Below are 20,435 nucleotides of genomic sequence, written 5' to 3'. Positions count from 1 at the left end.
CACTGCGAGCGCGGTGCGCCGGCGCGTCGGTGTCAACGAGGCGGGCGCCGAGCCGGTCCAGCCGACGGCGGAGGCGCTCGGGATTTGATGTCACGGTCTGATATGCGAGATCGAACACCGTTTCGACAGCAGCTTTCTGGTTGCTGCTGTGGATATCGTCGCCATACGAAACGCTGCCCGGATCATTGCGCTGGTTCAAGGCCAGGTCATGATGCGTCACGCCACCAATCCCTGTAAATCTGGCAACAAGCAAATCCCTCTATAATGTAATTACATCATTATGGCTCTGTTTGGAATATACTTGCTGTCAGAATACTAGTTCAATAGCTTTTAATTATATAGTTATGATTGTAGAATTACATTTAAGAGTATACCTTGGGGCCCGTCTTAACCAATCAAGAGGGCCCAACAATGATCCGTCACTTCAGCCAAATCACCCGTGCCGCCGGCGTTTTCTCTCTCGGAGCAGCGTTTCTCGTCGGAACCCCTGTGCTCAGGGCGCAGGCAGCACCTGAACTCGAGTTTCATTCCGGCTCGGCCGGTGGCTCGTTCCTGCCATACGCACAGGCTGCTTCGCAGGTAATCACGGAATCCGGGGTGGCCTCTGTCGAGGCTGTGGAATCGGGCGGATCGAATGCAAACCTCGCTGCAATCGAGGAATCAGATACCGTCCTTGCAACCGTGTTTCTCGGCTCTGCCAACGCTGCGGCGAATGGTACTGGTGCGTTTGACGGCACCCCGACGATGAACACCCGCGCACTTTTCCCGATGTACATGACGTCATTTCAGATCGCGGCGCGCGTTGATGCCGGAATTGGCGCGTTTATGGACCTCGACGGTCGGCGCGTTGGTGCCGGTCCTGCTGGCGGGCCGGCTGAAAACTATCTGACGGCACTTGCAGAAGTTGTTGGAATTTCACCGGTGATCGTCAACGCAAGTTCGGCAGAGCATGTCGATCAGATGGTGGCGGGCGAGATCGAGGCGCTCTGGCAGGGCGCAAGTGTTCCCGTTCCTGCCATCGTCGCATCTGCCGAACAGACGGATGCGATCGTATTCGGTCTGACTGATGACGAGATCGAGGCGATGCTCGACCTCTTCCCGTTCATGGCGCCGACAGAGGTCGCGCCCGGAGTTTACCCCGGTCAATCCGACCCGATTCATAGCGTCGCCGCGTGGAACTTCGTTATGACGAGTTCGGAAATGTCTGACGAACTCGCCTATCAGATCACTAGCGCGGTACTCTCGCGCGATGACCTTGAGGAAGTTTTGCCGCTGCTGGCGCTCACGCGGGCTGAGAACGCGGTCTCTAACCGGATCATCCAGTTTCACCCGGGTGCTATACGCTATTATGAAGAGGTTGGTGTAGCGCTTCCATGATAGATCGCTATACTTTGACCATCAATTCCTGACCCGCAGCTGGCTTCGCGTACGCGCGGAGCCACAGTTCTGTTCGACTGCGCGACTCCAGCCGTAGAAAGGGTTGGTTCAGGATTCGAAGTTGCTGCAATAGCGACGGCGGATGTGCTCGGGATTTGAATTCCCGCCGGAACGCGTTTTTTCAGGAAAGGTGTGACGAGAAGGGCGCCGGGCGCGAGCAGAACGAAGCCCCAGAGGATCATCGAGGCGGTCCAGCCGACGGCGGAGGCGCTGGCGGTGTAGCTGCCCGATCGCGATCCGCAGACATGCGGCGAAGGCGGTGGTGCCGCAAGCGCATGCGGACACGATGCGGCGTCATGCTCCCGATTTCCGTTGTTTTCCGGCCCGTTTCGTCACCGGTCCGACGCCGTTTCGCGCGCAAAACCTGTGCAAAATCCGGGAATTCGCGCGCGAATACGCCGTTTTCAATTCGGTATGCTTGACCGCGCCCGGTGCATTAATACATATGAATACAGTTCGGCGTCACAATACGGAGCGGGTCATATCAAGCTGGGCTGTTTGGTTCAGGGAACCCGGTAACGTCTCAGCATAACGGATCGACAGTGTACGAAAATCAGGATCAAAAGCTTCGCAGTGTCGAGGCAGGGGCAGAAGCGGGGGCGGATACGCGCGAGGGCATGCGGGCCCGTCTGCGTGCGGCCATTACCGATAAACTCGTCTATGCCGTGGGCAAGGATACGGCTCATGCCAGCATGCATGACTGGTATCTCGCGACTGCTCTGGCCGTGCGCGACCGGATTGTCGACCGCTGGATGGAATCGACCCGCGAGACCTACCGTCAGGAGGGGAAGCGGGTCTGTTATCTCTCCCTTGAATTCCTGATCGGGCGCAATTTTCGCGATTCGGTGAGCAATCTCGGCCTGATGGAGCCGCTCGTCGAGGCGTTGGGCGATCTGGGCGTGGATCCCGATCTGTTGCGTGAGCAGGAGGCCGATGCGGCGCTCGGCAATGGCGGTCTGGGGCGGCTGGCCGCCTGTTTCATGGAGAGTCTCGCGAGCCTGTCCCTGCCCGCGATCGGCTACGGGATCCGCTATGATTACGGGCTGTTCCGGCAGGTCATCGTCGACGGATCGCAGCATGAAGTGCCCGAGGACTGGCTCAATGTCGGCAATCCATGGGAGTTCGAGCGGCCGGAAGCGACCTACAGGATCGGCTTCGGCGGCACGACGCGCGACGAGACCGACGCAGACGGGCGCATGCGTCGCGTCTGGCAGCCGGCGGAAACCGTGATCGCCAAGGCCTACGACACCCCGGTCGTGGGCTGGCGCGGGGCGCATGTGAACACCTTGCGGCTGTGGTCGGCGCGCGCGTCCGAGCCGCTCATGCTCGATGCGTTCAATCATGGCGATTACGTCGGCGCAATGGCGCACAGGGCGCGGGCCGAAGCAATCTCGCGGGTGCTCTATCCCAGTGATGCGACGCCGGCCGGCTACGAATTGCGTCTGCGGCAGGAATATTTCTTCACCGCCGCATCGCTGCAGGATCTCGTGCGCCGACATCTCAGTCAATTCCAGGGCCTCGACAACCTGGCCGATCATGTCGCGATCCAGCTCAATGACACGCATCCCGCCATCGCGGTGGCGGAGCTGATGCGCATTCTGGTGGACGAGAAGGGGCTCGACTGGGAACGGGCCTGGGAGATCACCCGCGAGACGCTGTCCTATACCAACCACACGCTCCTGCCGGAAGCGCTCGAAACCTGGGCCGTGCCGCTGATGGAGCGGCTCCTGCCGCGTCATATGGAGATCATCTACCGGATCAACTGGCTGCATCTCGAGGCGGTGGCGGCCCTGCCGGGCGCTGATGACAGGCTCGGCAGGGCGCTGTCGATCATCGATGAGGAGAACGGCAAGCGCGTGCGCATGGGGCATCTCGCCTTTGTCGGGTCACGCAAGGTCAATGGTGTTTCGGCGTTGCATACCGATCTGATGCGCGAGACCGTTTTCGCCGATCTTCATCGCATGTTTCCAGACCGCATCACCAACAAGACCAACGGCGTCACCTTCCGGCGCTGGCTGCAGCAGATCAATCCGCGCCTCACCCGTCTCATCATCGAGACCATCGGGCCACGCATGCGCGATCACCCGCAGGCACTGCGTGACCTGGAGCAGCATGCCGATGATCCGGCATTTCAGCGCGCCTTCGCCGATCAGCGCCTGGCGGCCAAGCAGGATCTCGCCGGATTGATTCGCGCCCGCACCGGCGTCAGCGTCGATCCGACGGCGATGTTCGACGTGCAGATCAAGCGCATTCACGAATACAAGCGCCAGCTTCTCAACCTGCTCGAGGCGGTGGCGCTCTACAACGCCATCAAGGCCGATCCCGATGCCAACTGGGTGCCACGGGTCAAGATCTTCGCGGGCAAGGCGGCGGCGAGTTACGCGCAGGCGAAGCAGATCATCCGCCTCGCGCATGATCTGGGTGCGGTGATCAACAATGATCCCGCCATCGGGGACAAGCTGAAGCTCGTCTTCCTGCCGAATTACAATGTGAGCCTCGCCGAGGTGATCATCCCCGCTGCTGATCTCTCGGAGCAGATTTCCACGGCCGGGATGGAGGCCTCGGGCACCGGCAACATGAAGCTCGCCCTCAACGGTGCGCTCACCATCGGCACGCTGGACGGGGCCAATGTCGAGATGCGCGCCCATGTCGGGCCGGAGAACATGACGATCTTCGGCCACGACGCTCAGGAAGTCGCGGCCCTGCGCGATACGGGTTACTGCGAGGCCTCGACGCTGGACCGATCGACGCGGCTCGCGCGCGTGCTTTACGAAATCGAGACCGGACTGTTCTCGCCCGATGAGCCGCGCCGCTATTCATCCCTGACCGAGGCCGTCGCCTGGCGTGACCGCTACATGATCGCTGCCGATTTCGACGCCTATTGGCAGGCACAGCGCGATCTTGATGCGCTCTGGCTCCGCCCGGACGAATGGTGGCGCAAGGCGATCCTGAACACGGCCCGGATGGGCTGGTTCTCCTCGGATCGCACGATCGGTGAATATGCGCAGGACATCTGGCGCGTGCGCCCGCTGATTCACAGCGCCTGACGCGGGGCGTGTGAAGCAGCGCTGCCATGGGTGACGCGATGACGCGCAGCGGGCATCAGGACTGCTACAGATCCAGCCCGTAGAGGTCCCGGCGCAGTGTCTCCACGATCGGTTCCAGCCTCGGCATGGTGGGGTAGAGGCTGAGCGCCTGTTCGTAGCTTGCCAGCGCGGCGGCCTCGTCCCCGATTTCACGCAGGATATGGCCCAGCCCGGCCCAGGCGCTAAAATGGCGCGGCTCCAGCGTCACCGTACGGTGGATATCAGCCATCGCGGCCAGCGGATCACCCAGGCGGTGGAAGGCGACGGCGCGCCTGTTCCATGCTTCGGCCCAGTCCGGCTGCATCGCGATGATGCGATCGAGCAGTTCCACAGCCAGCGCATCGTCGCGCTCGCGCATCGCCTGCCGTGCACGGGTCATCAGCAGGTCCGCCGTATCCGAACCCGAGCGCAGCCAGCGTCTGTTGATCATCAGCACCACGCCGCGCGCCTCCGCAGCACCCTCTGCTTCCCCCAGCCGCACGAACAGATCGTCGAGCGTCGCATCGTTGCGCGCCGGAGGACGCTGCAGCAGCGCCTCGCTGATCACGATAGCCTTGCGACCGGCGCGGGTGACCTTGTCGGTGGCCTGTGATTCGGCGCCGGAGCCGGACAGGGTTTCACCGGGCGGCTGGGCGGGCCGGATATCGGGTTTCCCGTTGATTGCGGGTTCGGGGAGGACGCGCACGGACAGTTCCGCCGAGAGGGCGGGGCCGGCGAGAATCGCGATCAGGGCGACCGACGAAAAGAAGCGCATTCGCAATGATGCTGAAAACGGTCTCCATCGTCAATTCACATCCGCGTGCGACCCGGTGTAGCGCTGATCGCTTCGATCCTGCACGCTGACCAACCGTGACTGGCCAGAGCGCACCGGGCATGGCTTTTTGCTGAAAGACTTGCGTTTTGTCATCATTTCGTGAAACCGGTATGTGACCCACGAGGCCTGCGGATCATGCCGCACTGACGGGCTGTATCTGCTTCGAGCATGCGGCATATCATGGTTGCGGATCATTTTGCCCAGTGAGGGCCGGGGAGCTTCCGGGAATGGTGTCTACCATCGAGAAAATCTCGTCGATCGACAGTCCGGATCCGCGTCCGGCAGCGTGCGTCACAGGTGGTTTGCCGGCAGCCGTGGCAAAACCCGCAGGAGCCGTTGCCGACAATATGCGCCACGCGGACGCCTTCCTTGATCATGTGCGTTTCGATCATGCGGTCGGGATATCCCTCGGGCGTATCGGCAATCTCGAACTACGGCTGGCACAGGGGGAGGGGGATGTCGTGCGTGCGCAACGGCTGCGTTATCAGGTCTTCTACGAGGAAATGGCTGCGCAGCCTGATGCATTCGCATTGCTCACCGGTCGTGACGCCGACGCTTTCGATGCCATATGCGATCATCTGCTGGTGCTCGATCACGTCAAGGGGGATGCGCCGAAGGTGGTTGGAACCTATCGGCTGCTGCGCCAGGAGGTGGCGCGGCGCCATCGTGGGTTCTACACCGCCACGGAATATGCCATCGGCCCGGTGCTCGAGGCGCATCCGGATGCGAACGTCCTCGAACTCGGGCGTTCCTGCGTGCTTGCGCCTTACCGTAACAAGCGTACGGTGGAATTGCTCTGGCATGGCATCTGGAGCTATGTGCTGCGCCATCGTATCGATGTGATGCTCGGCTGTGCGAGCCTTACGGGCTCCGATCCCGAGGCGCTCGCCCTGCCGCTGAGTTTCCTTGCGCATTTCGCGCAGGCGCCTGGGGAATGGTGCGCCCGTGCGCATGCCCATCTGCACGTACCGATGGCGCGCATGCCGCGCGAGGCGATCGACCCGCGAGCGGCGCTCGCCTCCCTGCCGCCCCTGATCAAGGGCTATCTGCGGCTGGGAGCCGGTTTCGGTGACGGCGCTGTGGTCGACCGGCAATTCGGAACCACCGATGTGCTGGTGGTGCTGCCGGTCTCGCGCATCAATCCGCGCTACATCGCCCATTTTGGCGCGGATGCCGCGCGCCACGCGTGACCGGGCTCCCATGAGAAGCGCCCGTCCCGACGGAGTCGGACCGGGCGCTTCGTGGCCTTGCGTTCAGATCGCCTGCCTCAGATCAGCTTCTGCGGCGCGGCGGCGCGAATATCGGCATCGACGTCGTTCTCGAAGCGTTTGAAATTCTCCTGGAACATGTCGATGAGCTTCTGCGCCGTCTCGGCGAAGGCGGCCTTGTCCTGCCAGGTCTTGTGCGGGGTCAGGATATGCGGCTCGACGCCCGGCACATGGGTGGGCACGGCCAGCCCGAAATACGGGTCTCGGCGGAAATCGGCCTTGGAGAGCGAGCCGTCCAGCGCCGCCGTCAGAAGCCGACGGGTGACGCGGATCGGCATGCGCCGACCGATCCCGTGCTTGCCGCCGGTCCAGCCGGTATTGACCAGCCAGCAATCCACATGGTGGCGCGCGATCAGTTCACGCAGCAGATTGCCGTAGATTGAGGGCGGGCGCGGCATGAAGGGGGCGCCGAAACAGGTCGAGAAGGTCGCCTGTGGCTCGGTCACGCCCTTCTCGGTGCCCGCTACCTTGGCGGTATAGCCGGAGAGGAAGTGATACATCGCCTCGGCGCTGGTGAGCTTGGCGATGGGAGGCAAGACGCCGAAAGCGTCGCAGGTGAGCATCACGATGTTCTTGGGATGCCCGCCGCGCCCGGTCTCGCTGGCATTGGGGATGAAGTCCAGCGGATAGGCGCAGCGCGTGTTCTCGGTCCTGGAGCCGTCGTCGAAATCGGGCATGCGCGTTTCGGGATCGATCACCACATTCTCGAGCACCGTGCCGAAGCGGCGGGTGGTGGCATGGATCTCGGGCTCGGCATCGGCGGAGAGCTTGATCGTCTTGGCGTAGCAGCCGCCTTCGAAATTGAAGATGCCGTTGGGGCCCCAGCCGTGCTCGTCATCGCCGATCAGCGGACGGTCGGGATCGTTGGAGAGCGTCGTCTTGCCGGTGCCCGAGAGGCCGAAGAACACGGCCACGTCCGAGGGGCTCGACATGTTGGCCGAGCAATGCATCGGCATGACGTTCTTCTCGGGCAGGATGTAGTTCAGATAGGTGAAGACCGATTTCTTCATCTCGCCGGCATAGGAGGTGCCGCCGATCAGCACGATCTTGCGGGAGAAGTCGATGGCGATCACCGTCTCCGAGCGACAGCCGTGGCGGGCCGGATCGGCGCGGAAGCTCGGCAGGTCGATGATGGTCAGGTCCGGCTGGAAGGAGGGCAGCAGGTCACGGTCGGGCCGGCGCAGGAGGTTGCGGATGAACAGCGAATGCCAGGCGAATTCGGTGAAGACCCGCGCGCGCACCCGATAGGCCGGATCGGCACCGCCGAACAGGTCCTGCGCGAACAGCTCCTTGCCTTCCGCGTGGGCGATGAAATCCTGAAGCAGCGTATCGAACTGCTCCGGCGTGATCGCGCCATTGGCATCCCACCAGATCTTGTCGTCGGTGGCAGAATCGCGGACGACGAACTTGTCCCTGGGCGAGCGGCCCGTATGCACGCCCGTCTCCGCGACCAGCGCGCCGCCGGCAGCGAGCCCCGCCTCGCCCCGCTTCAGGGATTCCTCGTAGAGCGCCGGCGCCTCGAAGTTCCAGTGGACACGCGCGAGATTGCGCAGGCCGATCGCCTCTGCCCCATTCGCGCGATTGAATACGCCGATATTCTCCAAGAGACTATCCTCCCTGTTGATTGCGCCCGTGTCCCGTTATCGGGAACGGCGTCCGGAGTCCCGTGCGGGCCCGGCGACCATCACGCACCCGGCCCGTTCGACAATATTCGCAGCGCACCGGCGCTCCGGCAATGCGAAAGCCGGCAAAGCCCGACGGCATCCGTCCCGGATGCCGCGCCCGTCGCGCCCGAAAGACTGCGAACGCGCCTTTCAATAAATGCGCAGAGCGAGACGTCAACCGGGAACGGGCGGATTGCCACTTCCAAGGGGACAATCAACCCAGACAATCTGATGCAATTTAAAGATGTAATAGCCATTGCGTTCTCGCCCAGCTGGCTTTAGGGGTAAATTTCACGTTATGAAACGCGTTATGAGAAAATTTACGAAAATTTGGAGGTATTATCATGAGCGAAACACAGCTCCGGACCACACCACGCGAACAAGCCTTGTCGGATTCCCAACGCGACGCGCTCGAACAGAAATTAGCACCAATCGTTTATCCCGACGATCGATTCGATGAGTATGTGAAAACAATCAAGGAAGTCGCACATGATCTGAGTGGCGTGTTTGCGCCTCTGGGAGCGTTCCTCAATACCGATGTTCAACCGGATCAGCGTCCGGGATCAATTAAATTGACAAATCTGCCTGTTTCGGAATCAATAGAAAGGCCGCCATTGAATCATTCTGATCTGATTAGGATTTATAAAAAAGATTACATTTCAGAAAATATATTGACAGCTGTTGCTGTAAAGTTTGGTGAGCCATACTCAATGTATTGCGAAGGACAAGGTTTGATCAACAACCTTATTCCTACAAGAAGAACGTCATCGGAAATAACTGGACTTGGGGCGGACTCTGATCTGCGCTTTCATGCCGAGAACGCTGCCCTGCGCTTTTTAACCGGTCGCGATTGCTCGCCGTCGGCATTGTTGCTGACCGGTGTCAAACAGGAGGCCAATCCACCGAAGACCAGGCTGAGCGATGCGCGGCTTGCGTTGAAGTTGCTCAGCGCAGCTGAGCGCTCAATTCTGCAACGCCCGTCATATGCAGTAAAGCTTCCCTACCGTTGGCGCGGGTACGCGTCGGGTTACGACATGCTTCACACGCGCATGATCCCGTTGATCGAGGAGGATCGGCACGGCTTGATCGTGCATGCGGCATTCTACGGAGACATGATCGGCTACTGCGCAACTGCGGAGGCGGAGCGCGCCGCCCAGGCGTTCGAACAGGCCCTCGAAAGCGTGGCTTATGATGAGATTATATCGCCCGGCGAAATCGTTGCGATCGATAACCGGACAACACTGCACGCGCGAACGCCCTTCAAGGCCAGTTTCGACGAAGCGGGACGAGCACAACGATGGGTACAACGGCTTTTCATTACGGCGGACTTGGATGTCTTCGGAGATTGGGCTGCCCCCCGAGAGCGCGTTTTTGCTCCAACTTTCGAGGTCCCCCCTCGGAAAGTCATATCGGCTTGAAAGGCAACTAAAAAATGCTAAAATTTATAAAATAAACTGTAAATAGAAAATATGGCGGTTCTACACAATGCGTGCGAAGCTAGCAGTGCTCCATCGCAAGGGTCCGACGATTCTCGCATTCGGCATCATACTCGGTCTGGCCTTTCCGGTTCTCGCGGACTTCGCGAGACCGGCATTGCCAGGCACGGTCTTCGCGTTCGTGCTCGGGACGCTGCTGCGGGTCGAGCCATCCCTGATCATGGTGCAGGCGCGCCGGCCTTCGGTCGGCCTTGTCTTTCCCGTGATCATCGCGTTTCTGGCACCTGCTATCGCCGCGGTCGCGGTTTCGCTGATGGCCCTACCCGACGATCTCGCCATCGCCGTCGTTCTGGCGGCGGCGGCGCCACCGACCACGACGACGGTGGCCGTTGCGCGCATGCTCGGGCTGAACGGCGCGCCGCCGCTGGCGGCCCTCTTGATCGCGACGATCGCCGCCCCGCTGACGGTGCCGATCGTTGCCGATTTTTTCGGTGGCCCGCAGATCAGCGCGCTCGCCCTCGCGCAGGGGCTGGTGCTGATCATCGGCGGGGCGATGCTGGCGGCCGCGCTGTTGCGGCATTTCTGCGCGGAAGGGCTCGTGCGCAACGGCGATTACATCGACGCAGCCATCGTGCTCTCGCTGCTCGTCTTTTCGCTCGCCACCATGGCGGGCGTGCGGGCCCGTATCGAGGCCGAACCGCTTTTCGCTCTGGGCGTGATCGTCCTCGCCTATGCCAGCAATATCGGCCTGCAATGTATCGGTGCGCTGATCCTGCCCGGTGATGTCGGGACGCGTCTCGTCAATGGCCTGACACTCGGCAACAAGAATGTGGGGCTGGTCTGGGCGGCGCTCGGCGCGCAGGTCAGCCCGACCATGGCCTTGTATTTCGCAGCCTGCCAATTGCCGATCTTCACCCTCCCCCGCGCCGTCCAGCTGCTGTTCGAGCGGCTGCAACGCCGGGGCTCGCGCAGAAGCCGCGCCCCCTGCAAGCCCTGAGGAAAACCGATGCTGGACCTTTTTCCCGACCCGGCACCTTCCGATCAGCGGAAGCTGGTGATCGAAAATATCGGATTGCTGCTCTCCGGGCGGCTGGAAGAGCCGATCCTCGACGCGGATACGATCGTTGCCGTCGGCGGCATGATCGTCGAGATCGGCAAGGCGTCAGATTGTGATACCGATGGTGCCGACATCATCGTCGATGCCTGCGGCACGACCGTCTGCCCCGGTCTGATCGACGGTCATACCCATCCGACCTTCGGGGAATACAGCCCGCGCACGGACAACCATTCCTGGATCTTCAACTGCCTGCATGGCGGCACCACGACGATGATCTCGGCCGGTGAGGTGCATATCGCCGGACGTCCGTCGGACCGAATCGGCGTCAAGGCGCTCGCAATCGCGGCGCAGCGCAGCTTTTCGGCTGCGCGCCCGGCAGGGGTCAAGATGATCGCCGGCGCGCCGCTTCTGGAAGAGGGGCTTCTGGAGGAGGACTTCCAGGAGATGGCCGAGGCCGGGATCGAGCTCATCGGCGAAGTCGGGATCGGATCCGTGGCGGATGTAGAGACCGCGAGCAGGATGGTCGCCTGGGCCCGCGCCAACGGCATGCGCAGCCTTACCCATACGGGCGGGCCTTCGATACCGGGTTCGCGCCTCATGGCGGCGGAGGAGATCATCGAGATCGACCCGGACGTGATCGGGCATATCAACGGCGGACATACCGCCTTCGCGCATAGCGAGATACGCTGCCTGTGCGAGGGGTGCTCCAGAGCCATCGAGATCGTCCATAACGGCAATTCCTTCGCCGCGCTCTACGCATTGCGTCTGGCCACGGAGATGGGGCAGCTGGAGCGTATCGTGCTGGGGACCGATGGCCCGTCCGGTGCGGGCGTGCCGGCATTGGGCATGTTGCGGATGATCGCGATGCTGGCGAGTTTCGGAGAATTGCCGGCGGAAAAGGTCTTCTGCTTCGCCACCGGCAACACGGCGCGGGTGCACCAGCTTCCACAGGGTGTCATCGCCCCGGACAGGCCCGCCGATCTCCTGATCATGGATCGCGCGCAAGGCACTGCCGGGCGCACGCTCCTCGAAAGCGTGGAACTCGGCGATCTTCCGGGGATCGGCATGGTGCTGATCGACGGCGTTCCGCTGTTGCGGCCATCGCGCAACACACCACCGGCAACGGTGCTCCCGACGGCCCGGCGTGTGCTGCGCTGAGTTTTTTGCCGGGATATCGTCAAGATGACTGCCCCTCCCTCCGCGCCTTACGTCTCCCGCGCCTTCCTCGCCAGATCCACCAGCACGGCGCGCAGGGCCTCCTGGGTGGTGACGCGGGTGGGGAAGGGGATGCGGGTGCAGCGGTCGCCGCAGGCGAGGTCGAGGCCTTCCGGGTCGAGGCCGGTGGTGCGCCAGATACCGCCCGGCACAGATTCGTCATCCGGCGTCGAAGCGCCATCACCATCCACGCCCGTACCCGCGAGGCGGGTGGCGTAGAGCGCGAGCGCATCGGCATGGTCTTCGTTCATATGCGCCACCGCGCCGTCATGGGCGGCGAGGAGGGACTCGGCGCCGGTGAGATCGAGGATCAGATCATCATGCGTGAGCGCGGCGGCGCGGGCAAAGCCGCCATTGAGATGACCGGCCTCCACCTCCATGCGGAACCAGGCGAAATCGGCGAAATCAACGTAGAGCTTCGCCTTGGGATGACGGGCGAGAAAACGGCTGCGGGCGCGCGCCGTCTGATCGGTATCGTCGAGGCGTTGCACCCGCCCGATCAGCGAAAGCCTGGGATGAGCGAGCGGGTCACCCTTGCCCCGGACGGCGAGCAGCAGCGAGGCGCGGGGGTCGCGCTCGAGATTGGTGCGATGGGCCGAGAGCTGCGAGAGCAGAAGGAGTGGCGCGCCGTCGACAGCGGTGGCGAGGCTGACCAGCGTGGCGAGCGGGTGGCCGTCACGGGTGCCGTCGCAGGTCGCGAGTGCGCCAGCGCGGATCGTGCGCAGGAGATGGCGGGCGAGACCGCGCGCGTCGAAACCCGCCGCCTCGGCGCCGGGCAGGGCCGGCGCGGCACCGGAACCTTCCGTGCCTTCGCCTTCCGTATCCTCTCCTTGCATAGCAACGCCCTCCTCACCATCTCCCGAATGCGGTAAATTTGCCCGAAAATGCGTCCGCGTGCTTAATGGTCATAATTTGGGCCGATTGCACTGGCGTTGCCGAGCGGGCCGCATTGTCGCAGCCGCCGGCCCGCAGATGAAACCGAGGACCAAGAGATGCCCACCATCGCCCTTGTGGATGACGATCGCAATATCCTGACCTCCGTGTCGATCGCGCTCGAATCGGAAGGGTACCGTATCCAGACCTACACGGACGGCGCCTCGGCGCTGGACGGCCTGCGGCAATCGCCGCCCGATCTGGCCATTTTCGACATCAAGATGCCGCGCATGGACGGGATGGAGCTTTTGCGGCGGCTGCGCCAGAAATCCGATCTGCCGGTGATTTTCCTCACCTCGAAGGACGAGGAGATCGACGAGTTGTTCGGGTTGAAGATGGGCGCCGACGATTTCATCCGCAAACCCTTCTCGCAGCGACTGCTGGTCGAGCGTGTGAAAGCTGTCCTGCGCCGTTTTGCCCCGCGTGAGGCGGGCCCGGCGCGCGAGGCCGATGCCAAGGCGATCGAGCGCGGGCAGCTGGTGATGGATCCCGAGCGCCATACCTGCACCTGGCGGGGCGAGCCGGTGACGCTGACGGTGACTGAATTTCTCATCCTGCAGGCGCTGGCACAGCGCCCCGGGGTGGTGAAGTCGCGCAACGCCCTGATGGATGCGGCTTACGACGATCAGGTCTATGTGGATGATCGCACCATCGACAGCCACATCAAGCGCCTGCGCAAGAAGTTCAAGGTAGTGGATACGTCTTTCGACATGATCGAGACGCTTTACGGGGTCGGCTACAGGTTCCGCGAGACCTGATCAGCCGATCCGGATTGTTGTTTGGACGCATCATCCCGTCAGCCGGTATCCACCTGACGGGATGATGCTCCAGCGCGAGAGGAAGAATCCGTGGATGCGCGCCGTAACAGGGCCGACGATCCGGAACCGATCCGGCATGCTGCGGATGACGCTTCCGGAGACGGAAGTGATCCGCGCGCGGAAAAAGCCGGGGCGCGCGCCCGATCAGGACGACGCCTGCGCACACGGCTCGCCCATGGACGCGGGCTCTGGCGGACCACCTTGCGCGAAATCGCGCAACGCGCCTCTTCCAGCCTCACCCGCCGCATCATCGTGCTCAATATCGGCGGTCTGGTCGCTCTGCTCGTCGGCTTTCTCTATCTCAACCAGTTCCGCGAGGGACTGATCGAGGCGCGGGTGCAGAGCCTGATGACGCAGGGCGAGATCATCGCCGGCGCCATCGCCGCCTCCGCTACGGTGGAAGTCGACACCATCAAGATCGACCCGGATGCCCTGTTGCAGATGCAGCTTGGCGAAACCTCCGGCCTTGCCGACGACACCTTCTCGCCGCTGGAATTCTCGATCAATCCGGAACGGGTCGCCCCGTTATTGCGTCGTCTGATCACACCGACGGGAACCCGCGCACGCGTCTATGACCGCGATTCGATGCTCATCCTGGATTCGCGGGCGCTGTATACGCGCGGCGATGTGCTGCGGCTCGAATTGCCGCCTCTCGACAAGCCCGAGACCGCTTTTCTCCAGCGTGCCTGGAACTGGGCCCGCAGCCTGTTCGTGACGGAGCGTCCGCCGCTGATCGAGACGATCGGCCCGACCAGCGGGCGCGTCTTTCCGGAGGTGCAGCAGGCTCTGGGCGGGCAGGCGGCGAATGTGGTGCGCATCAACCCTGCCGGCGAGACCATCGTCTCGGTTGCGGTGCCGATCCAGCGCCAGCGCACCGTGCGCGGCGCGCTTCTGCTCTCCACCCAGGGCGGCGATATCGATGCCATCATCGCCTCCGAGCGTTTCGCCCTGCTGCAGGTCTTCCTCGTCGCCGCCTCGGTGATGCTGGTGCTCTCCTTCCTTCTGGCCAATGCCATTGCCGGCCCGGTGCGGCGTCTCGCCGAAGCGGCGGAACGGGTGCGACGGGGGATCAGGTCGCGTCAGGAAATCCCGGATTTCAGCTATCGTGCCGACGAGATCGGCCATCTTTCCGGCGCCCTGCGCGACATGACGCAGGCACTTTACAAGCGCATCGACGCGATCGAGAGTTTTGCTGCCGACGTGGCGCATGAACTGAAGAACCCGCTCACCTCCCTGCGCAGCGCGGTGGAAACCCTCCCGCTGGCACGCAATGCGGATTCCCGCGCGCGGCTGCTCGAGGTGATCCAGCACGATGTGCGCCGGCTCGACCGGCTGATCAGCGATATTTCCGACGCCTCGCGCCTCGATGCGGAACTGGCGCGCTCCGAGGCCGCGCCGGTGGACATGGTCCGTCTGACCGAGGCCGTGGTCGCCGTCGCCAACGACGTGCGCGATCCGGATGAGGCGGCCATCGTCATGGAGGTGATCGCACCGCAAAGCGAAGATGGCGCGCGCGAGAGCGCCCGGGTGGTCACGCGCAAGACACCCAGCCGAAGGGCAGGTGACGCCATGACGGCGGATGATGACCAGCGCGGCAATGAAGCCAAACGCGACGAGGCGACCGCGCCCTATATCGTGCACGGCCATGACAGCCGCCTCGGGCAGGTCCTGCGCAATCTCGTCGACAATGCCCGCTCCTTCTCGCCGCCGGACGCCGAGGTACGCGTGCGCCTGGCGCGCCGTGACACAAACGTGGTGCTGATCGTCGATGACGACGGGCCCGGCATTCCCGAACACGCCCTCGAACGGGTCTTCGAGCGTTTCTACACCGACCGGCCCGAGCAGGGTTTCGGCCAGAATTCCGGGCTCGGCCTGTCGATCTCGCAGCAGATCGTGCAGGTGCATCGCGGCACCATCACCGCGCAGAACCGCCTCGGCCCGCCGCGCGCGGATGGCAGCCGCCCGGTCCTCGGCGCGCGCTTCACCGTGACCCTGCCGGCGGCCTCCTGAGATGAGCGGCAGCGCCGGCGAAGCTCATACCGTTCACGCCACGGCGCTGGTGATCGGGGAAGGCGCGATCCTCTTGCGCGGTGAGGCCGGCGCAGGCAAGACGCGCCTGGCGCTCGCCCTGATCGATCAGGCGCAAGGCGCTGGGCGTTTCGCCCGGCTCGTCGCCGATGACCGGGTGCGCCTGCATGCGCGCCACGGCCGCCTCATCGTTTCGGTGCCCGAGGCGATTGCCGGGCGCGCGGAGATGCGCGGCGCGGGTATCGCGACGGGGCTCGTCTTTCTGCACGCCGCGCGGCTGCGTCTCGTCGTCGATCTCGACCCGGACGCCCCCCGTCATCCGCCGGACGGTGCGGGCTCCGTCACATTGTGCGGAATCACGGTTGCGCATTTGCGGCTGCGGCGGGAAGATGCCCTTCGACCGATCGGATTGATCGCCGCGCGCGGTTTTTCCGGAAATGCCTTCTTGGAATGATGAAAAACTTGTCGCATTCTGCTTGCACTTCGCCTCGCACTGCACAAAATAGCGGCTTCGCGCAACCGGGCGCCGGAAACGAGACGATATGATTGGAATGGTGCTCGTCACACATGGCCGACTGGCGACGGAATTCCGCGCCGCGCTGGAGCATGTCGTGGGTCCACAAAGCCAGATCGAGACCATCACGATCGGCCCAGAGGATGACATGGAAATCCGCCGCGCGGATATTCTCGATGCCGTGGCCAGGGTCGAGAGTGGTGACGGCGTGGTGGTGCTGACCGACATGTTCGGTGGCACGCCGTCGAATCTGGCCTTGTCCTGCATGACGGGCCGGCAGGTCGAGGTGGTGGCCGGGATCAATCTGCCCATGCTGATCAAGCTGGCCAGCGTGCGCGATTGCGAGCCGCTCGCCGATGCCGTATTGCACGCTCAGGAAGCGGGGCGGAAGTATATCAACGTCGCCTCGCAGGTGCTGGCGGGCAAATGATCCCGATGCGGCGACCGAATTGGGGGATACGGTCATGAACCGGGAGCAGCAGGATACCGGAGCCGAAGCAGAGCCGGAGAGTGCGGCCTATGCCTTCGAGGAAATCGGCCCGCATGCCCGTCGCCTGCCTGTTGTCAATCGCAAGGGTCTTCACGCCCGCGCCTCGGCCAAATTCGTGCAGCTCGTCGAGCAATACGAGGCCACGGTCACGGTAAGCCGCTGCGGGGAGAGCGTGGGCGGGCGCTCGATCATGGGGCTTCTCACCCTCGCTGCGGCGCGTGGCACCAGCATCGACGTCGCCTGCGAAGGGCCGCAGGCGCAGGAGGTCATGGAGGCGCTCACTGCGCTTCTGGCCAGCCGCTTCGGCGAGATCGAATAGGCGCGTCGCCCTGCAGATGCGCGCGCAGGCAAAGGGAGGAGATGGCGCATCCGGTTTTCGCCATCTCCTCCCTTTACCTGTGCGTGCCGGCGTTCCATGAAGGCGGTTTGGCGAGGCGGTCACGACCCGATCGCCGGATCGCACAATCAGGGAGTGAACCGATGAGCATCGAACGTATCGAACCCGGCCCGCGCATGAGCATGGCCGTCGTCCATGGCGACACGGTCTATACCGCCGGACAGGTGGCGCGCGAGAAGGCCGGCGCTTCGGTGAGCGAGCAGACGCAGGAAATCCTGCAGATCATCGACGGGATCCTGGCCAAGGCCGGCACCGACAAGACGAAGCTGCTTTCGGCCAGTATCTGGATCTCCGACATGAATACGTTCCAGGAGATGAACGCGGTCTGGGATGCCTGGGTGGCGCCCGGTTGTGCGCCGGCGCGCGCCACGGTCGAAGCGAGGCTCGCAGCGCCGCAATACACGGTGGAGATCGCGGTGATCGCCGCGAAATAGGGCGCAGCCTTGATCCGGTTCCCGGCGCAAAAGCCGTCCGGGAGCCTTGACGCGCGGGCCGGGATGAGGCAAGAGAGCCTCCGAATTCGGCCGGGCGAAAACCCGGCCCTTTGCGTTTTGCGGCACGGGCCGCACGCTTCATCAAGAGGATGGATCATGGCCAAGGCTGCGACGATCAAGATCAAGCTGCTCTCGACGGCAGATACGGGTTTCTTCTATGTCACGAAGAAGAACACCCGCACGATGACGGACAAGCTCTCCAAGAAGAAGTACGACCCCGTCGCCAAGAAGCACGTGGAATTCAAGGAAACCAAGATCAAGTGAGGCGGCGGGCGCGCTCCGCGTCCGTCACCGCTGTGATCCTTCGTGAAAGGGCGCATCCAGGGAGGATGACGCCCTTTTTGCGTTGAAGGACAGCCCCGGTGCCAATGATCGCGTGCGTCAGCTATTGAAGGCGTATGCATCAGGACCGATATGCAAGCGAGATATGATCCTGCTATTCAAGAAGGGACCCTGCCACGATGACCCATCCGCCGCTTCGCTCCGCACTCGCCGCCGATACCCTCCCGTCGCAGCGGGTGCATGCACCAGCAGAAGCCATGGCGAAGCAGGCCGGGCGCGATCTGGGCGATCTGCCGGAATGGAATCTCGCCGATCTCTATCCCGGCATGGATTCCCCCGCCTTCACCGGCGATATGGAGAAAGTGGCGAAGGATTGTGCGGCGTTCCAGGAGAAATGGCGCGGCAGGCTCGACGGGCTCGCGCGCGGCAAGAACGCCCCGCAAGCGCTGCATGACGTCATCGCCGAATACGAGGTGATCGAGGATCTGCTGGGCCGGCTGATGTCTTATGCCGGGCTTGTCTATTCCGGCGATACCACCGATCCCGCCCGCGCCAAGTTCTATGGCGACACGCAGGAGCGGCTGACCGCCGCCTCGAGCGATCTGCTGTTCTTCACGCTGGAGATGAACCGTCTCGACGATACGCTCATTGATGGCCTGATCGAACAGGCGCCCCTGTCACATTACCGCCCCTGGATCGAGGATCTGCGCCGCGACAAGCCGTATCAGCTCGACGATCGGATCGAGCAGCTCTTTCACGAGAAATCCGTCACCGGGCGTGGCGCCTGGAACCGGCTGTTCGACGAGACGATTTCGTCCCTGCGTTTCGATGTCGGGGGTGAGAGCCTGCCGATCGAGCCGACGCTCAACCGCATGCTCGATACCGACGAGACGGTGCGCAAGGAAGCCGCGCAGGCGCTCTCGGCGACATTCCGCGAGAATCTGCGCAGCTTCACGCTGATCACCAACACGCTCGCCAAGGACAAGGAGATCTCCGATCGCTGGCGCGGCTTTACGGATGTGGCCGATTCACGCCACCTCGCCAACCGCGTCGAGCGCGAGACGGTGGACGCGCTTGTCAGCGCCGTGCGCGAGGCCTATCCGCGCCTGTCGCATCGTTATTATGCGATGAAGGCAAAATGGTTCGGCAAGGACAAGCTGGATTTCTGGGATCGCAACGCTCCGTTGCCGAAAGTGCCGCAGCCAGTGATCGGCTGGGGCGAGGCCCGCGAGATGGTGCTCTCGGCCTATGGCGAATTCTCGCCGCGCATGGCCGATATCGCGCAGCGCTTCTTCGATGAAAGCTGGATCGATGCGCCGACCCGCCCCGGCAAGGCGCCGGGCGCCTTCGCCCATCCCACGGTGCCCTCGGCGCATCCCTATGTGCTGCTCAATTACCAGGGCAAGCCGCGCGACGTTATGACGCTCGCGCATGAACTCGGCCACGGTGTGCACCAGGTGCTGGCTGCCCCCAACGGTGCCCTGATGGCGCCGACGCCGCTGACGCTGGCGGAGACCGCGAGCGTCTTCGGCGAGATGCTCACCTTCCGCCGACTCCTCGCCCGCACCACCGACCCGGTCCAGCGCAAGGCGATGCTGGCCCAGAAGGTGGAGGACATGCTCAACACGGTGGTGCGCCAGATCGCGTTCTACTCCTTCGAGCGCAAGGTGCATCTGGAGCGCCGCAAGGGCGAGCTCACAGCCGAGCAGCTTTGTGAATTGTGGATGTCGGTGCAGGCGGAATCACTCGGCCCGGCGATCCGTTTCTCGGAAGGCTACGAGACCTGGTGGACCTATATCCCCCATTTCATCCACTCGCCTTTCTACGTCTACGCCTATGCCTTCGGTGATTGCCTGGTGAATTCGCTCTACGGCGTCTACGAGAATTCGTCGGACGGCTTCGTCGAGCGCTATTTCGCACTGCTCTCCGCTGGCGGCGCGAAGCCTTATGGTGAATTGCTGGCCCCGTTCGGTCTCGATGCGCGCGATCCCGCCTTCTGGCAGATCGGGCTCGGCATGATCGCGCGCCTGATCGACGAGCTCGAAGCCGTCGACGCGCAGATCTGAGCGGACGGGGAGCCCGTCAGTTCTCCGCTCGCAACGGGCGATTCATCAGGGCGTCCATCGCGGCCTCGACGGTGAGGCGGCCATCGGTGAGGGCGGCGACGGCTTCGGCAATGGGCATCTCCATACCGCGTGCGCGGGCGAGCGAGACCAGCACCGCGGCCGTATGTGCGCCCTCCGCGAGTTTGCCGCCGGCGGCTTCCTCCGGGGAAGCACCCTCGCCGAGGCGCTGGCCGAAGGCAAAATTGCGTGATTGCGGACCACCGCAGGTGAGCACGAGATCGCCCAGCCCCGACAGACCCATCAGCGTCTCGGGCTGCCCGCCATAGGCCTGCGCGAAACGCAGGATCTCGGCGAAACCGCGCGCGATCAGCGCCGCACGGGCGCTCTCTCCAAGCCCGCGCCCGATCGCCGCGCCGCAGGCAATGGCCAGCACGTT

At 63.4% G+C, this 20,435-nt stretch carries 19 protein-coding genes; 14 read left to right on the top strand and 5 right to left on the bottom strand.

What is annotated here, in order from left to right; all coding sequences use genetic code 11:
• A partial coding sequence (locus tag VKP01_RS15420) for a hypothetical protein (RefSeq protein WP_324413832.1) occupies nucleotides 1–220 on the bottom strand: 220 nt, incomplete at its 3' end.
• Nucleotides 221–411: 191 nt separating this feature from the next.
• Between VKP01_RS15420 and VKP01_RS15415 the strand changes: the two genes are divergently transcribed.
• Both VKP01_RS15415 and VKP01_RS15410 read left to right on the top strand, forming a co-directional pair.
• Nucleotides 412–1,377, top strand: a complete 966-nt coding sequence (locus tag VKP01_RS15415; RefSeq protein ID WP_324413830.1) for a TAXI family TRAP transporter solute-binding subunit — start codon at nucleotides 412–414, stop codon at nucleotides 1,375–1,377.
• Between the two features lie 677 nt (nucleotides 1,378–2,054).
• Complete coding sequence (locus tag VKP01_RS15410; protein WP_324413836.1) at nucleotides 2,055–4,484, top strand: glycogen/starch/alpha-glucan phosphorylase; 2,430 nt, start codon at nucleotides 2,055–2,057, stop codon at nucleotides 4,482–4,484.
• Nucleotides 4,485–4,548: 64 nt separating this feature from the next.
• Here the strand turns inward: VKP01_RS15410 and VKP01_RS15405 are convergent, their stop codons facing one another.
• Nucleotides 4,549–5,277, bottom strand: a complete 729-nt coding sequence (locus VKP01_RS15405; protein WP_324413828.1) for a tetratricopeptide repeat protein — start codon at nucleotides 5,275–5,277, stop codon at nucleotides 4,549–4,551.
• Nucleotides 5,278–5,564: 287 nt separating this feature from the next.
• Between VKP01_RS15405 and VKP01_RS15400 the strand changes: the two genes are divergently transcribed.
• Complete coding sequence (locus tag VKP01_RS15400; RefSeq protein ID WP_324413826.1) at nucleotides 5,565–6,527, top strand: GNAT family N-acetyltransferase; 963 nt, start codon at nucleotides 5,565–5,567, stop codon at nucleotides 6,525–6,527.
• A gap of 77 nt (nucleotides 6,528–6,604) precedes the next feature.
• Here VKP01_RS15400 and VKP01_RS15395 read toward each other — a convergent pair whose 3' ends face one another.
• Nucleotides 6,605–8,209, bottom strand: coding sequence for a phosphoenolpyruvate carboxykinase (locus VKP01_RS15395; protein ID WP_324413824.1), 1,605 nt, complete (start codon nucleotides 8,207–8,209; stop codon nucleotides 6,605–6,607).
• 404 nt (nucleotides 8,210–8,613) lie between these two features.
• Between VKP01_RS15395 and VKP01_RS15390 the strand changes: the two genes are divergently transcribed.
• From VKP01_RS15390 to VKP01_RS15380, 3 genes are all read left to right on the top strand, one after another.
• Complete coding sequence (locus tag VKP01_RS15390; RefSeq protein WP_324413822.1) at nucleotides 8,614–9,687, top strand: TauD/TfdA family dioxygenase; 1,074 nt, start codon at nucleotides 8,614–8,616, stop codon at nucleotides 9,685–9,687.
• A gap of 67 nt (nucleotides 9,688–9,754) precedes the next feature.
• Nucleotides 9,755–10,702: a hypothetical protein gene (locus VKP01_RS15385; RefSeq protein WP_324413820.1), complete on the top strand. Its 948-nt coding sequence runs from the start codon at nucleotides 9,755–9,757 to the stop codon at nucleotides 10,700–10,702.
• 9 nt (nucleotides 10,703–10,711) lie between these two features.
• A complete protein-coding gene (locus VKP01_RS15380; protein WP_324413818.1) occupies nucleotides 10,712–11,920 on the top strand; it encodes an amidohydrolase family protein in 1,209 nt (402 codons plus the stop codon).
• Between the two features lie 47 nt (nucleotides 11,921–11,967).
• Here VKP01_RS15380 and VKP01_RS15375 read toward each other — a convergent pair whose 3' ends face one another.
• Complete coding sequence (locus VKP01_RS15375) at nucleotides 11,968–12,813, bottom strand: HugZ family protein (RefSeq protein WP_324413816.1); 846 nt, start codon at nucleotides 12,811–12,813, stop codon at nucleotides 11,968–11,970.
• Nucleotides 12,814–12,969: 156 nt separating this feature from the next.
• Here VKP01_RS15375 and VKP01_RS15370 point away from each other — a divergent pair, with 156 nt between their 5' ends.
• From VKP01_RS15370 to VKP01_RS15335, 8 genes are all read left to right on the top strand, one after another.
• Nucleotides 12,970–13,668 (top strand): response regulator transcription factor, encoded by a 699-nt coding sequence (locus VKP01_RS15370; RefSeq protein ID WP_074443926.1) that lies wholly within the window; start codon nucleotides 12,970–12,972, stop codon nucleotides 13,666–13,668.
• Between the two features lie 216 nt (nucleotides 13,669–13,884).
• Nucleotides 13,885–15,738 (top strand): sensor histidine kinase, encoded by a 1,854-nt coding sequence (locus tag VKP01_RS15365; RefSeq protein WP_324413834.1) that lies wholly within the window; start codon nucleotides 13,885–13,887, stop codon nucleotides 15,736–15,738.
• 1 nt (nucleotide 15,739) lies between these two features.
• Nucleotides 15,740–16,210 carry a hypothetical protein gene (locus VKP01_RS15360; RefSeq protein WP_324413814.1) on the top strand — a complete coding sequence of 157 codons (471 nt, stop codon included), beginning with the start codon at nucleotides 15,740–15,742 and terminating at the stop codon, nucleotides 16,208–16,210.
• Between the two features lie 88 nt (nucleotides 16,211–16,298).
• Nucleotides 16,299–16,700 (top strand): PTS sugar transporter subunit IIA, encoded by a 402-nt coding sequence (locus VKP01_RS15355; RefSeq protein WP_074443928.1) that lies wholly within the window; start codon nucleotides 16,299–16,301, stop codon nucleotides 16,698–16,700.
• Nucleotides 16,701–16,734: 34 nt separating this feature from the next.
• Nucleotides 16,735–17,079: an HPr family phosphocarrier protein gene (locus VKP01_RS15350; RefSeq protein ID WP_324413811.1), complete on the top strand. Its 345-nt coding sequence runs from the start codon at nucleotides 16,735–16,737 to the stop codon at nucleotides 17,077–17,079.
• A 161-nt stretch (nucleotides 17,080–17,240) separates the two neighbouring features.
• Nucleotides 17,241–17,591, top strand: coding sequence for a RidA family protein (locus VKP01_RS15345; protein ID WP_324413809.1), 351 nt, complete (start codon nucleotides 17,241–17,243; stop codon nucleotides 17,589–17,591).
• A 156-nt stretch (nucleotides 17,592–17,747) separates the two neighbouring features.
• On the top strand, nucleotides 17,748–17,915 hold the full coding sequence (rpmG, locus tag VKP01_RS15340) for a 50S ribosomal protein L33 (protein ID WP_074443930.1): 168 nt from the start codon (nucleotides 17,748–17,750) through the stop codon (nucleotides 17,913–17,915).
• A gap of 197 nt (nucleotides 17,916–18,112) precedes the next feature.
• Complete coding sequence (locus tag VKP01_RS15335) at nucleotides 18,113–19,999, top strand: M3 family oligoendopeptidase (RefSeq protein ID WP_324413806.1); 1,887 nt, start codon at nucleotides 18,113–18,115, stop codon at nucleotides 19,997–19,999.
• A 16-nt stretch (nucleotides 20,000–20,015) separates the two neighbouring features.
• Here VKP01_RS15335 and VKP01_RS15330 read toward each other — a convergent pair.
• Nucleotides 20,016–20,435 (bottom strand): NAD(P)H-dependent glycerol-3-phosphate dehydrogenase (locus tag VKP01_RS15330; RefSeq protein ID WP_324413804.1); only part of this gene is annotated, 420 nt, incomplete at its 5' end.

It is taken from the genome of Saliniramus sp., from assembly GCF_035311605.1.
Lineage (GTDB): Bacteria > Pseudomonadota > Alphaproteobacteria > Rhizobiales > Beijerinckiaceae > Saliniramus.
Note: the sequence above shows the minus strand (reverse complement) of the source record. Positions and strands in the feature narration are given on the sequence as shown.